This window comes from Rufibacter sediminis, from assembly GCF_014269285.1.
Lineage (GTDB): Bacteria > Bacteroidota > Bacteroidia > Cytophagales > Hymenobacteraceae > Nibribacter > Nibribacter sediminis.
Genome location: NZ_JACOAF010000031.1, coordinates 89,725 through 103,618 on the forward strand (window position 1 = coordinate 89,725; position 13,894 = coordinate 103,618).

The 13,894-nt window shown below is 52.9% G+C and carries 11 protein-coding genes; 6 read left to right on the plus strand and 5 right to left on the minus strand.

The window, feature by feature from the left end; genetic code table 11:
* The first annotated feature begins 457 nt into the window (after positions 1 to 457).
* The 4 genes from glmM to H7U12_RS14150 all read left to right on the plus strand — a co-directional run bounded on the left by glmM (position 458) and on the right by H7U12_RS14150 (position 4,732).
* Positions 458 to 1,852: a phosphoglucosamine mutase gene (glmM, locus tag H7U12_RS14135; protein WP_186639071.1), complete on the plus strand. Its 1,395-nt coding sequence runs from the start codon at positions 458 to 460 to the stop codon at positions 1,850 to 1,852.
* 179 nt (positions 1,853 to 2,031) lie between these two features.
* Positions 2,032 to 3,174, plus strand: coding sequence for a cysteine desulfurase family protein (locus H7U12_RS14140; protein WP_186639073.1), 1,143 nt, complete (start codon positions 2,032 to 2,034; stop codon positions 3,172 to 3,174).
* Positions 3,175 to 3,209: 35 nt separating this feature from the next.
* A complete protein-coding gene (locus tag H7U12_RS14145; protein ID WP_186639076.1) occupies positions 3,210 to 3,653 on the plus strand; it encodes a hypothetical protein in 444 nt (147 codons plus the stop codon).
* Positions 3,654 to 3,769: 116 nt separating this feature from the next.
* Complete coding sequence (locus H7U12_RS14150; RefSeq protein ID WP_186639079.1) at positions 3,770 to 4,732, plus strand: L-threonylcarbamoyladenylate synthase; 963 nt, start codon at positions 3,770 to 3,772, stop codon at positions 4,730 to 4,732.
* A gap of 537 nt (positions 4,733 to 5,269) precedes the next feature.
* On the opposite strand, the gene H7U12_RS14155 is transcribed toward H7U12_RS14150, so the two are convergent.
* The 3 genes from H7U12_RS14155 to H7U12_RS14165 all read right to left on the minus strand — a co-directional run bounded on the left by H7U12_RS14155 (position 5,270) and on the right by H7U12_RS14165 (position 10,603).
* The gene (locus H7U12_RS14155; protein ID WP_186639081.1) at positions 5,270 to 7,468 is read right to left on the minus strand and encodes a S9 family peptidase; all 2,199 of its coding nucleotides are present in this window, start codon (positions 7,466 to 7,468) and stop codon (positions 5,270 to 5,272) included.
* A gap of 404 nt (positions 7,469 to 7,872) precedes the next feature.
* Positions 7,873 to 9,315 carry an aldehyde dehydrogenase gene (locus H7U12_RS14160; RefSeq protein ID WP_186639083.1) on the minus strand — a complete coding sequence of 481 codons (1,443 nt, stop codon included), beginning with the start codon at positions 9,313 to 9,315 and terminating at the stop codon, positions 7,873 to 7,875.
* Between the two features lie 499 nt (positions 9,316 to 9,814).
* On the minus strand, positions 9,815 to 10,603 hold the full coding sequence (locus tag H7U12_RS14165; protein WP_186639086.1) for an SDR family oxidoreductase: 789 nt from the start codon (positions 10,601 to 10,603) through the stop codon (positions 9,815 to 9,817).
* 314 nt (positions 10,604 to 10,917) lie between these two features.
* Between H7U12_RS14165 and H7U12_RS14170 the strand changes: the two genes are divergently transcribed.
* Both H7U12_RS14170 and H7U12_RS14175 read left to right on the plus strand, forming a co-directional pair.
* On the plus strand, positions 10,918 to 11,448 hold the full coding sequence (locus H7U12_RS14170; RefSeq protein WP_186639089.1) for a 3-hydroxyanthranilate 3,4-dioxygenase: 531 nt from the start codon (positions 10,918 to 10,920) through the stop codon (positions 11,446 to 11,448).
* A 98-nt stretch (positions 11,449 to 11,546) separates the two neighbouring features.
* Complete coding sequence (locus H7U12_RS14175; protein ID WP_186639092.1) at positions 11,547 to 12,044, plus strand: YxiG-like protein; 498 nt, start codon at positions 11,547 to 11,549, stop codon at positions 12,042 to 12,044.
* A gap of 178 nt (positions 12,045 to 12,222) precedes the next feature.
* On the opposite strand, the gene H7U12_RS14180 is transcribed toward H7U12_RS14175, so the two are convergent.
* Together H7U12_RS14180 and H7U12_RS14185 are read right to left on the minus strand one after the other, a co-directional pair.
* The gene (locus H7U12_RS14180; RefSeq protein WP_186639095.1) at positions 12,223 to 12,957 is read right to left on the minus strand and encodes a YebC/PmpR family DNA-binding transcriptional regulator; all 735 of its coding nucleotides are present in this window, start codon (positions 12,955 to 12,957) and stop codon (positions 12,223 to 12,225) included.
* 424 nt (positions 12,958 to 13,381) lie between these two features.
* Complete coding sequence (locus H7U12_RS14185) at positions 13,382 to 13,765, minus strand: RidA family protein (RefSeq protein ID WP_186639097.1); 384 nt, start codon at positions 13,763 to 13,765, stop codon at positions 13,382 to 13,384.
* Between the last annotated feature and the right edge of the window lie 129 nt (positions 13,766 to 13,894).

A 13,894-nucleotide genomic window follows, 5' to 3' on the forward strand; every position in this document is an offset into this window, starting at 1 on the left:
CACAAAAAAAGATTTATTTAAAGATTTATTTTTTTGTGAATGCCTTTCCCACCCCTTGCCGTAAGCGCAGAATAGCTCTTTGCTTTGCACCAACGCCTAAAAACGCGTTAGGTTCTTTGATCCGGAAGAATTATTGGATTTTATAGAAGAAATATGTCAGCTCCGCTTTTATAGAACCGTTTCCCTCGGGTTTTAAGGCCCGTTTTGCAAAACTACCCTGTAAACGCGGGGTGCTTTCTCCCAAGCTTATTTTGCCCTGTGAGCCAATGGTAGCCCTAGTTTGAATCTTGTGTCTGGAATTCTTTGAGGTCGAGCACTCTATAGTAATAAAGGAGCACCTGCTGGATTTAAGCGGAGCGTAAGAGCTGCCTGGCGCACCAACCCAACACCTTTGTATTCTTCATTGTGTTGAATCACTTCTATTTTACTACTTTTGCGTGTTCAAAATTAGGAATCAGTGGCACTTATAAAATCAATTTCAGGAATAAGAGGTACAATTGGGGGAGAAGTAGGGGAAGCCCTCACGCCTGTGGATGTAGTGAAATTTGCAGCGGCATTCGGAACCTGGGTTTTACAGACAACTAAGAACGACACTATCGTCATCGGGCGTGATGCCCGTCTGTCTGGCGAGATGGTGAACCGATTGGTGGTGGCTACCCTGCAAGGGCTGGGCATCAACGTCATCGATCTGGGTCTTTCCACCACGCCCACGGTAGAGATGGCGGTGCCGGCCAAGAAAGCCGGCGGCGGAATCATCCTCACGGCCAGCCACAACCCCAAGCAGTGGAACGCCCTCAAGCTGTTGAACCAGCACGGCGAGTTCATCAATGACGCCGAAGGCAAACTGGTGCTGGACATCGCCGAGCAGGAGGCTTTCCAGTTCGCGGAGGTGACCAAACTGGGCAAATACACCCAGTCTGATAAATTCCTGAAGAAGCACATCAAGGCCATCCTGGATCTGCCATTGGTAGACGTGGAGGCCATCAAAGCCAAGAACTTCAAGGTAGTGGTAGACGCCGTGAACTCCAGTGGTGGGTTTGCCGTGCCTATGCTGCTGGAAGCACTGGGCGTGGAGCACATAGAGAAACTGAACTGTGACCCAACCGGTCATTTCGCCCATAACCCCGAGCCCCTTCCCGAGAACCTGGGCGAGATCGCCCGCGTGCTGGAGAAAGGTAAATTCGATTTGGGTATCGTAGTTGATCCAGACGTGGACCGTCTTGCCTTTATCAACGAAGACGGCAGCATGTTCGGCGAGGAATATACGCTGGTAGCTGTTTCTGACTACGTTTTGCAAAACCAGCCCGGAAACACCGTCTCCAACCTTTCCTCTACCCGCGCCCTGCGCGACGTGACCGAGAAAGCCGGCGGACAGTATTTTGCCGCCGCCGTGGGCGAGGTAAACGTGGTGAACATGATGAAGGCCCAGAACGCCATCATTGGCGGCGAAGGCAACGGAGGCATCATTTATCCAGAACTGCATTACGGCCGTGATGCCTTAGTGGGAATTGCGCTGTTCTTGACGCATTTAGCCAAAACCGGGTTGAGCATTTCCCGCCTGCGCGCCAAGTACCCTAATTATTACATCTCCAAGAACAAGATCGAGCTCACCAAAGACATTGACGTAGACGCGGTGCTAGCTAAAGTGCAGAAACAGTATGCCAAGCAGCCCATCAACACCATTGATGGCGTCAAGATCGAGTTCAACAAAGAGTGGGTGCACCTGCGCAAGTCCAACACCGAGCCCATCATCCGGATCTACGCCGAGTCGGACAGCCTTTCCACCGCTGACCACCTGGCCAACAAGATCATCGGAGACATCAAAGAAATTATCTCAGAGAAATCTGAATAGTCATTTTCCGTTTCGGGGCTGTTTTTAGAAAATCGGCCCCGAAACGGAAAGGACGCAATACTTTCGGCCCAGCTTTCGGGCCAGTCAAATTCTATAAACCTAGCTTCTACCTTCGTAAAGCCTGAAGAAGATGAACCAGATCTGTTTCACCTGTTGTTGCTGTAAAAAGTAAAATTCCCATGCGTGTATATTTAGACAATGCGGCTACCACCCCGCTAGACAAAGAAGTTTTTGAGGTAATGGCTCCCTTCATGCTGGAGCATTACGGAAACCCCTCCTCTATACACGCACACGGTAGGCAGGTGCGGGCGGCCCTGGAAGGCGCCCGGAAAACAGTGGCGGGCTTAATCAACGCCTCGCCCTCAGAAGTCTTCTTCACCTCGGGCGGCACCGAGGCCGATAACCTGGCCATCATCTGCACCATCCGCAGTTTGGGTCTGAAGCACGCCATCTCTTCGCCGCTGGAGCACCACGCGGTGCTGCATTCTTTGGAAGTGCTGGAGAAGAACGGCGAGATTGAACTCACCATGCTACGCGTTTCCCCTGACGGAACACTGGACCTGCAGCACCTGGAAGAGACGCTGGTCTCCAAGCCGCGTACGTTTGTGTCTGTGATGCACGCCAACAACGAGATTGGCAATCTCAATGACATCCAGGCCATTGCCGAGCTCTGCAAAAAATATGACGCCATCTTCCACTCAGACACGGTGCAGACCATGGGCCACTACCGCCACGATGTGCAGGCGCTGGGGCTGAATTTCTTGGTGGGTTCGGCGCACAAATTCCACGGTCCTAAAGGCGTAGGCTTTATTTACGTAGATTCCTCGGTGAAAATCCATCCTTTGATTCAGGGAGGCTCGCAGGAGCGCAACATGCGCGGCGGCACTGAGAACGTGTACGGCATCATTGGGTTGGCCAAAGCCTTGGAGATTGCCTACCGCGACATGGACGAGCATCACCGCCACATCCAGAGCCTCAAAGACCGCATGATCTCTAAGTTGCGCGAGCAGATTGAAGACGTGCAGTTCAACGGCCTCTCGGCCGAAGGCGACAAGAGTCTGTACACCGTCCTCAACGTGAGCCTGCCGGCCTCTGAGATGAACGAGATGCTGCTCTTCAACCTGGACATCAACAAAATTTCCGCCTCGGGCGGCAGCGCTTGCACCAGCGGCGTGGACCTAGGCTCGCACGTGCTCCGCGGCATCGGTGCCGATATGGAGCGCGGCAATGTTCGGTTCTCGTTCAGCAAGTACAATACCATAGAGGAGATTGACTACGCCGTGGCCACGCTGGCCAAGTTGTATCAGAAAGAGACGGTGTAGTAAAGGATAGAAATATAGAGGCTGGGAAAAGAGTAATGCAAAAAGCAGTAACAGCAGTACTCACAGGTCTTGGTTTATTAGTGATCAGTAATATTAATGGTCACTATAAACCTCCTTTCTCTATGTTTGCTACCGCAGTGATTCCTTTCATCATTGTAGCAGTTGTTAATTATCAACTTTATAGAATAAATTTCTTTGGAGCGGTGCTTTACGGTTACAGCATTGTCCTTCTGAATGATATTCTAGTAAGAGTGTATGCTGGTGGTACCCATGATCAAGAAGGGAAAGCTTGGGTCATGCTTTTATCCACGTCCGCGTTTGTGCTTTGCACAGTAAGTTTGCTCATTTACGCCTTCACAACACTGTCTCAAAAAGGAAGGAACAGCACTATAAAAAATCGAATCCAGAATTTCTTGGCAGTAATATTATGTGGAGCATGTACTGTGGCAGTGTATCTCAATTTCCTGGTAGATCTGTAAAGTAAGAATACATTTAGCCTTGTTTTGGGAAAAACGGCCACTAAACAGAAACTTAACCGGCGGGTGGCTGAAAATGAGCCTATATCGTAGTAGCTTTGCAGCATCATTTGACAGACATGGCAGACATAGGCAAAGAGGTACAACGCGCCGCCGCATATCTCACCCAGGGCGAACTGGTCGCCATCCCCACCGAAACCGTGTACGGCTTAGCCGCCAATGCCTACGATGAGGTCGCCGTAGTCAAAATTTTTGAGGCGAAGAACCGCCCCGCGTTCGACCCGCTCATTGTGCACACCCATGCCGTGTCTGAGGTGAAAACCATTGCCCGCGAAGTGCCCGATGTAGCGTATCTGCTGGCCGAGCGTTTCTGGCCCGGTCCGCTCACGCTCATTTTGCCCAAGGCCGAACACGTGCCGCTGCTGGTGACCTCGGGCCATGACTCCGTGGGCGTGCGCATTCCGCGCCACCCGCTCACGCTGGACTTGCTGCGCCAGTTGCCGTTTCCGGTGGCCGCGCCCAGCGCCAATCCGTTCGGGTACGTGAGCCCTACCACCGCCCAGCACGTACAGGACCAGTTAGGCAGCCGCATTCCGTATATTCTAGACGGAGGTGCCTGCGCCGTGGGCATCGAGTCCACCATTCTGGCCCTGAACGGAGACGAGGTGGAGGTGCTTCGGTTAGGCGGTCTGGCTCTGGAGGAACTGGAGGATGTGGTACAGATTTCCAAAGCCCGCATCAAAACGTCATCGTCCAATCCCGCGGCACCGGGTATGCTCAGCAGCCATTACTCGCCGCGCAAGAAAGTGTTGTTGGGCTCCATTGAAGAGAACCTGAAACTGGTAGATACTGAAAGAGTAGGTACCATCTCCCTGCAAAAGAACTTTCCGCAGGTTCCTATTTCTCGGCAAATCCAGCTTTCCGCCAGCGGTGACCTCGGCGAAGCCGCCCGCGCCCTGTTCTCCGCCCTCCGTTCCCTGGATGAACAGCCCATCGATCTTATCTTGGCAGAGCCGATGCCGGAGCAAGGCTTAGGTCGCGCCATCAACGACCGCCTGCAACGCGCCAGTTTCCAAGGATAGTTTTAAGTATCAAGTAGCACGACAAAGTGACTTTACCTGGCGCGAGACTTCAGTCTCGTGACATGGGATGAAGCGAGTCTCCAGACTCGCGGAAGTAAGGTGCATTTAGCGGCTCTTTTTCTGGAAACAGGCTTAAAGTGGAAATTCGGGTTATAATGAACCCATTGATTCCACGCATTCCGTCCCCCTTTGAAGGGGGTAGGGGGATGACTGCTCTTGCTGTTCTCATGGATGTAGGGGAATTCACCGTGGTTCCCAAGCTTCGTAGTGAAAGCTATTTGTTCTTTAGATTGCCTTGTCATCCCCCTACCCCCTTCAAAGGGGGACGGAATGCGAATAGAAAAGGTAGAAGAAGTATCTTGCTGAAGAAAGTGCAGTCAGTATTTATTGGGGCCTATAACTTAGGCTATCGCTATTCGGGGGTAGTCATTTGCAGAAGCTTTTCCATTTAGCGGCTCTTTTTCTGAAAACTGCCCCAAAACAAAAACGCCAGCCCTTCAAAAAGGCTGGCGTTTTCTATTCTTAGGTAAGTTCAGACTACAGGTTCCGCTGGATGAACTCAGTCATTTTGGTGAACAGGTGGATGCTGGTGTTGCCGCCGCTGATGCCGTGGTTCCGGTTAGGGTAGTAGGCGCTCTCGAACGGGATGTTGGCTTTCACCAAGGCGTTGACCATCTCCACCGCGTTCTGGAAATGCACGTTGTCATCGCCGGTGCCGTGGATGAGCAGGTACTTGCCGCGCAGTTTGTTCGCGTGGGTGATGGGGGAGTTGTCGTCGTAGCCTTTGGCGTTGTCCTGCGGCAATTTCAGGAAGCGCTCGGTGTAGATGGAGTCATAGAAACGCCAGTTAATCACCGGAGCTACCGCGATGGCGGCTTTGAACACATCGGCGCCTTTGGTGATGGCCAGCGAGCTCATGTAGCCCCCGAAGCTCCAACCCCAGATGCCAATGCGGCCTTTGTCTACGTACGGCAGGTTGCCCAGGTGCTTCGCGCCTTCAATCTGGTCAATCACTTCATAGTGGCCCAGGTTGCCGTAGGTCATTTTCTTGAACTCGGCACCACGTCCGCCAGTCCCTCGGTTATCAATCACGGCAATGATGTAGCCTTGCTTGGTGAGGTAGCTGTGCCACAGGTAATTGCGGCCTCTCCAGCTATCTACCACTTCCTGGCTGCCCGGACCGCTGTACTGGAACATGAGTACCGGGTACTTTTTGTTCGGGTCGAAGTCAGTGGGTTTGATGGTGTAGCCGTTCAGGGTCACGTTCTCAGAGGTTTTGAACTGGAAGAACTCCGGTTTAGGCATGTTGTAGGTAGCCAGCGTGCTCTTCAGGTTCTCGTTGCTCTCCAAGACCTTGATCTGCTTACCGTCTGAGGTGTGCAGGCTCACCACCGTAGGCGTGGTGATGGTGGAGTAGTAGTCCAGGTAGTATTTGAAGTCGCGACTCAGGTTGATGGTGTGCGTGCCTTTGGCGGGCGTGAGGCTTTTCTTGTTCTTGCCGTTCAGGCCCATGCTGTACAGGTGACGCTCCATAGGTGAAGCCTCCGTAGACGTGAAATAAATGGTGCCGTTTTTCTCGTCTACGCCGTAGAAGCTGCTCACTTCCCACTTGCCCTTTGTGATTTGACGCACCAGTTTGCCGTTCATGTCATAGAGGTACAGGTGGTTAAACCCGTCTTTCTCTGAGCTGTGCACAAACTGCTTGCCGTTGGCCAAATACGTCAAATCATCGGTGATGTCAATGTACGCTTTGTCGGTCTCCTTCAGCACCACTTTGCTTTGGCCGGTCTGGGTGTTGGCGTGCAGAATCTCCAGGGTGTTCTGCAAACGGTTCATTCTCCGGATGGACAATAAGTTAGGCGTGTTCGTCCAGTTGATGCGCGGGATGTACTGGTCGGCCTCGGTGCCAGTTTCCATCTTGGTGGTTTTGCCAGAGCCCAGGTCGAAGGTGTAGATGGCCACGGTGGCGTTTTTCTCGCCGGCCTTCGGGTACTTGAACTTGTAGTCCTGCGGATACAGCGGGCCCCACATCTGCATGTTGTACTCGGGTACCTGGCTCTCATCAAACTTGTAGAACGCAATCTGGTTCCCTTGCGGCGACCAGAAAAACGCCTGCGCGAAGCCGAATTCCTCTTCGTACACCCAGTCGGTGCCGCCGTTGATGATGAAGTTCCACTTGCCGTCATTCGTAATCTGGCGCTCCTGCATGGAAGCCAGGTCCACGTAGAACAGGTTGTTGTCGCGCACGAAGGCTACGTACTTATTATCCGGCGAAAAGGTGGCGTAGCTCTGCTTGCCACCCTGGCTCAACTTCTGCAACTTCTTGCTGGCGCGGTCATACACGTAGAAATGGCCCTTGCTGCTGCGGCGGTAGATGGGCTCGTGCTCCGTCTCGAACAGGATTTTGGTCTCATCTGCGCTGAAGCTGTAATCATCGTACTCCAGCGTCTTGCCGTTTACCTTGATGGCCTCGCCCTCAATGATGGTGCTCACCGGCTGACCGGTGGTCACATCTACCTGCACAATGTCCACGGCCTTGTTCTTGTCATCGGCCACCTGGCTGGAGTAGAACTGGCCGTTGCGCATCCAGTTCACGCCGTACACCGATCTGGCCTGAAACGTGCCTTTCCGGAAAATGTCGTCTAAATCAAAGTCTCGTTTCTGCTGGGCATGGGCGCTCACGGCCAACACCAGGCAGCTAGCCGCTATCATCCAGCGGTTAATGGTATGTCTCATTCGGTTTGTTAGAAAGTTTGTAGCCTTAAAAATAGGCATTTATTTTAAGATGGCCCCCGCCGAAGGAACGTTCGTTTTAGGCCAGATTTGGAAAAAAGAGCCGCTAAACGGAAAAGAGTTCTGAGTTCGAAGTCCTGAGTCTGGCAACAGACAAAACTGCCCTTCCGCTGGCGCGAGTCTCCAGACTCGTGCCGATGGATGAAGGGAGTCTCCAGACTCCCTTATGAGGGTTTTCTGATCGTGGTTCCCGGCGAGTCTGGAGACTCGCAACATCCTATGTCACGAGACTTCAGTCTCGCGCCAGTTTCTGCCAGTAGACCAAGACTCAGGACTTAAAACTCATTCGCGCTGCAAGCGTCTCCGCCGTTTAGCGGCTCTTTTTCTGAAATCAGGCCCAAACTACGCTAAAGCTTCACGCAGACATTCTGCGGCTCAGTAAAGAAACGCAGGGCTTCCCAGCCACCTTCCCGGCCCACGCCGCTCTGTTTGGTGCCCCCGAAGGGCGTGCGCAAATCCCGAAGAAGCCAAGTGTTCACCCACACAATGCCGGCTTGCAGGGCGTGCGCCACGCGGTGGGCGCGGGTGAGGTCCTGGGTCCAGACGGAGGCGGCGAGGCCATATTGCGTGTGGTTGGCGTAGGTGAGGGCTTCTTCCTCGGTGTCGAACGGCATCAGCGTGACCACCGGCCCGAAGATTTCCTCGGTATTGGTGCGGCAGGTGTGGGGAAGATTCTCAAAAACGGTGGGTTGCAGGAAATAGCCGTTGGCGCAGCGGCCTTGCAGGTGCACGCGTTCGCCTCCGGTGAGCAGCGTGCCGCCTTCTTCCTGTGCCAGCGCGATGTACTGCTGTACTTTTTGCAAATGCGCGGCTGAAACCAACGCACCCATGTTGGAACCCGCTTCTAGCGGATCGCCCACCGTCAGGTTTTCGACCTTTTCCAGAAAAGCAGCCTTGAAACGCGCGTATAATGAACGCTCCACCAGAATGCGCGAGCCACAGAGACAGATTTGTCCCTGGTTGGCGAAAGCAGCCTGCACCGCAGTTGCGACGGTTTTCTCGAAGTCACAATCAGCGAAGATGACGGTGGCGTTCTTGCCGCCCAGTTCCAGCGAGAGTTTCTTGAACATCGGGGCCGTCGCGCGGGCGATGGTTTTGCCGGTCTGAGTGCCGCCGGTGAAGGAAATGGCTTTGACTTCGGGGTGTTCGCACATGGCCGCGCCAACTTTAGGACCGGTGCCGTGCACGATGTTCAGCACACCCGCGGGCAAGCCGGCCTCCACGCAGAGTTCTGCCAGTAGATGGGCGGTGTAAGGCGTAATCTCAGAGGGTTTGGCCACCACACAATTTCCGGCGGCCAGGGCGGGGGCAATCTTCCAGGTGAACAGATACAGTGGCAGGTTCCACGGGGAAATGCAGGCCACCACGCCTAGCGGCTTGCGCACCGTGTAGTTCACCGCCACGCCTTCCATGTGGTGCGCCTCGGAGGCGAAATGTTGCACGCCCGTCCCGAAGAAGTACAGGTTGCTGCTGGCCCTAGGGATGTCTACGGTGCGGGAGAGCGAAAGCGGCTTACCGTTATCGGTGGTCTCGGCTTCGGCCAAACGCTCCAGATCCCGGTCTATCAGTTCGGAGAGCTTTATCAGAAAACGGCCCCTTTTCTCCGCCGAAAGTGCCGCCCACGCCGGGAACGCCGCCTGCGCCGCCTCTACCGCCGCCTGCACATCCCGCTCGTCAGAATCCGGAATCTGCGAATACACCTCGCCGGTAGCCGGATTAATGTTGGGCAAATACGCGCCGGAAGTTGGGGCTTGGAAAGTACCGTTGACGAAGTTCTGGAGGTGCAGCATGGGAATGGCGTTAGTGATTTGTTTATCCCTTAAAGAGCTTGGAACTGGTGATTTGACCAACTCCAAATCAAAAATGCAATGACAGCGGAGAGTAGGAGTGCTCCAACTGAGTTTACTAGTACTAATTTTTTGTTGATGTCTTTAAGGTACCATGTAATGCTGGCTATGGCAATGCCAAATAAAGAAATGATGAAGCCGTGCCATTCATACAACATGAACAAGGTTAAGGACAGAATAACAATTGTTCCCAACGCAATACCTATAGAGAACTCTAGACCTGTATGTCCATATATCAAGTGTAGTAGATAGGAAACAGACAAGAAAAGGAATGGAAAAAATAACAGAGCGATGGAGAACAAAAGGAATACATCCATTCCACCATCGTCAGCCCAGGAGATAGCCAGTGTTAAGAATGATAAAGGAAACCCAATGGCTTGATATAAACTTAAACAGAGGTTTATCCTTGGTAGCTGCATCGAAATCAGTTATATCTTTTTCGTTACAGATTTCCCAGCCGTCCGCCGTCCACGGGCACGTTGATGCCGTTGATGTAACCCGCGGCGGGCGAGGCCAGGAACGCCGCAACTGCTGCTACTTCGGCAGGCTCCGCGAAGCGGTTGGTCGGTATGCCTGCCAGCATCTCCTTTTCAATCTCTTCCCGGCGGAGGCCGGTTTTCTTCATTTTGGTCTCAATGAGCGAGTGGTGCCGGGCCGTGAGGGTGGCGCCGGGCAGCACGTTATTCACTGTAATCCCGAAAGGGGCCAGTTCAAAGGAAAGCGTCTTCGCCCAGTTGGCCACCGCGCCCCTGATGGTATTGGACACGCCTAGACCTTTGATAGGCTGCTTCACCGAGGTGGAGATAATGTTGATGATACGGCCGTAGCCTGCTTCCTGCATGTACGGTACTACCGCCTGCACCAGCACGTGGTTAGACAGCAAATGCGCCGCGAAGGCGTTCTCAAACTCTTCCAGCGCCGCATCCAAGGCTGGTCCGCCCGCCGGGCCGCCGGTGTTATTGATTAGAATATGATTTTTGCCAATTTTTGCCAAATGAGCCTCTAAACGCTCCTGCACCTCGCGCGGACGGCTGAAATCTGCCACCACGTACTGGTGCTGCTGACCAGCCTGGGTGGAAAGTGCTTTTACGGTTTCCTGCAGGCGTTCTTCGTTTCGGGCTACTAAGGTCACCGTGGCACCTAATTGCGCTAACTCCAGAGCCACCGCTTTCCCGATGCCCTGTGTACTGCCGCAGACCACGGCGTACTTATGCTGTAAATTCAAATCCATTATAAAGAGTTCTGAGTCTTGAGTCTAGAGTTCTGAGTAAGCAAAATAGGAAATATTGAGGTGACCTGCTCTTTTCCGTCCTTGTCATCTTGGAAAGATCTTGTGAATAAGTAGTAATAGTGCTTACGGAAACGACAAGATACTTGCAGAATGCCAAAGAGCTTTCGGTATCTACCTCTTTCAACGGAATGTTTTCGGCCGATTTTCAGAAAAAGAGCCCCTAAACAGGATTTACCTTTTTCGTGGCGGTTTCGTACCTTGGAGCAGCCGCTGGCCTGAACCAGAGGCGCATCTTCTACGCAAACGCAACTCCTATGGCCTTACAACCTGCCTTCAACTTCAAGAAATGGATAGAGGAACACCGTCACCTGCTCAAGCCACCGGTGGGCAACCAACAGGTCTACAAAGACAACAAAGACTTTATCGTGATGGTGGTGGGCGGCCCCAACTCGCGCAAAGACTACCACATCAACAACGGCGAGGAATTCTTCTTCCAGCTGGAGGGCGACATTGTGCTCAAGGTCATTGACAACGGCGAGTTCAAAGACATCCACATCAACGAAGGCGATATTTTCCTGCTTCCGCCCAACGTGCCGCATTCTCCGCGTCGCGGCCCCAACACCGTAGGTTTGGTGATGGAACGCTACCGCGATGAATCTGAACTGGACGGCTTCCAGTGGTACTGCGAGAACTGCAACACCAAACTGTACGAAGAGTTTATCCCGGTCTCAGACATTGTGGGCCAGTTACCCGTGGTCATGAACGCCTTCTGGGCCTCAGACGAGAAACGCACCTGCAGCAATTGCGGCGAGGTCATGGCGAAGCCGGTGGTGGCACAACACTAAAGGGTTAGTCCTCTTCCATATCATCTTGAAAGAATCGAATCTTGTGGGCGAACTAGAGTAGCTTTGGCGTTGCTTCTAACAGTAAACATTGTGATTTTATGCTTGAGCAACCAGACCTTTCATCAATAACTTTGGATGACTTTATTGATGGTGCAATCTTGTCTCATGGTTTTCTTCCTTACAAGAGAGACTATTTTTTCCATATTGAGACACTTTGGCGGGAGCCGCTCGCAGGGCAGTATCTATTGGTATTCAGACACTGTTATGAAATGAACTTCCAAATCATAACAGGAGGTGAAACTCTGCTCCAATCTTGGGATGACTGCTTCACAAACATGGAAGAGTATGAAAAGGCTGGTGAACCTGAAGGCTATGTCTGGGGTACTAATTGGGCGAATGCTTATCCAGGCTTTTCAGTTTTAGAGAATTCAAGGAGGGCTCAGGACTGGGCGCTGAAGCTTAGCAAACCCATGCAGGAGGTTCAGCTTGAAGCAGAAATTATGAAATTCAACTTTGTTTTCTTTGACTGGACCTTGAAGAAGCTAAATAATGAAACAGGTCTGATAAGCCATGTCCTGTTCCCTTTTGGAGACTAAATCAACACACAACAAAGCTTTTAGCTAAATATATCTTGAATGGTGAATCAGAAAAATTCAGATTCACCAACTGTCTGCCAGAAATAACGGCAAAGGCCCGCCTTCTCCAAAGAAAGCGGGCCTTTGCCGTTATTTCCGTTTAGGGGCCGTTTTTCAGAAAACAGGCGCTAAACGCAGGTTATTCGTCGTCTCCGGCGTCTTCTTTCATGTTGTGGTACACGGCCTGTACGTCATCGTCCTCTTCCAGGCGGTCTAGGAGTTTGGTCATGTCTTCCTGCTGCTCGGGCGTGAGTTCTTTGAGGACGGTAGGGTAACGTTGCAACTCAGAGGTTTTCACGTGGAGGCCGCGCTCTTCCAGGGCTTTCTGCATGGCCCCAAAATCACCGAAAGAGGTTTGGATGATGATTTCGTTCTCCTCCTCGTCTTTGTCAATGCTTTCCAGCCCAAAGTCAATCAGGTCCAGTTCCAGTTCTTCCATGTCCAGGCCTTCACCGTTGAGGTGGAACACGCCTTTGCGCTCAAAGATGAAGTCGAACTGGCCGGTGCGGCCCAGCTCCCCGCCGGTGCGGTTGAAGTGCATGCGTACGTTGGCCACGGTGCGGTTCACGTTATCGGTAGCGGTTTCCACCAGTACCGCCACGCCGTGCGGGCCATACCCTTCATATACTACCTCTGAGTAATCGCTTTCTTCCTTGCCTTGGGCCCGTTTAATGGCGGCTTCCACGCGGTCTTTGGGCATGTTCACCCCTTTGGCGTTCTGGATGCACACGCGCAGACGGGCGTTGGTGTCTGGGTCAGGACCTCCGGATTTCACGGCCATCACAATCTCTTTCCCTATGCGGGTGAACTGCTTGGACATCATGTCCCAGCGTTTCATTTTCCGGGCTTTCCGGAACTCAAATGCTCTTCCCATGCGGTTAGTCTAATTCGAAGTGTAGGCAAATATCGGGAAAAACGGCGGATGCCCCAAGCAGGTTGTATGACATGTTCAGGTAAAAAATCATCTCGCGGGCGCTTTCCCGTGAAAGGAGCCATGCCGCCCCGTTCGGGGCCTACTCAAAGTACGCCGCTGGCTCGTGAAAAGACGTTCTCGCCAGCCAGACAGCCGGTAAAAACGAGTGTCCTATCCCGTGCTGCTCCCTGAAAACGGTTTTGGTGTGTCCAGGATCTTGCCTTCATCGGCACCCATCCCGGCAAAAGTACGTCATTGGTAGCTTTTCCTTTCGTGAGATGCCGGTGCACTTCCCTTGGTGAAAACCAGCCCTTCCCCAGAAACCAACGCAAAAACGGCCCACTCCATTTTACGGTCGATTTCCTGAAAACAGGCCCAAAACGCGTTAGGCACAGTAGGCCGTGACTTCTATTTCCACAAGAAGCGCCGGGTCAATCAGGGCCTTCACCTCCACCATGGACGTTGCCGGCCGGATGTGCTGGAAGAACTCCCCGTGTGCCCGGCCCACTTCCTCCCATTGGCTGATGTCGGTGACAAAGAGGCGCGTCCGGACTACGTCTTGCAGGGAGGCACCGGCTTCCTGCAGAACCCGTTCAATCTTCTGCAGGATGCAAACGGTTTGGGCGTAGACATCGCCGGGGCCCACTACCTGCCCGTTTTCCACGGCCGTGGTGCCGGCTACTTCAATGAGCGGTCCCACCCGTACCGCCCGGGAGTAGCCCACGCGGTTTTCCCAGGGAGCCCCGGAAGAGAATAACTGACGTTCCATAAGTATCGGGTTGAAAGGTGTACAATGCAAGAATACAGAACCTTAGGCAAACCTGCCAGAAATGAGGCGGTTTCAAGTAGAGTTACTGAAGCCGATGGGGCAGCTTGCTTCGGTTTCAGGCCCGTTTTC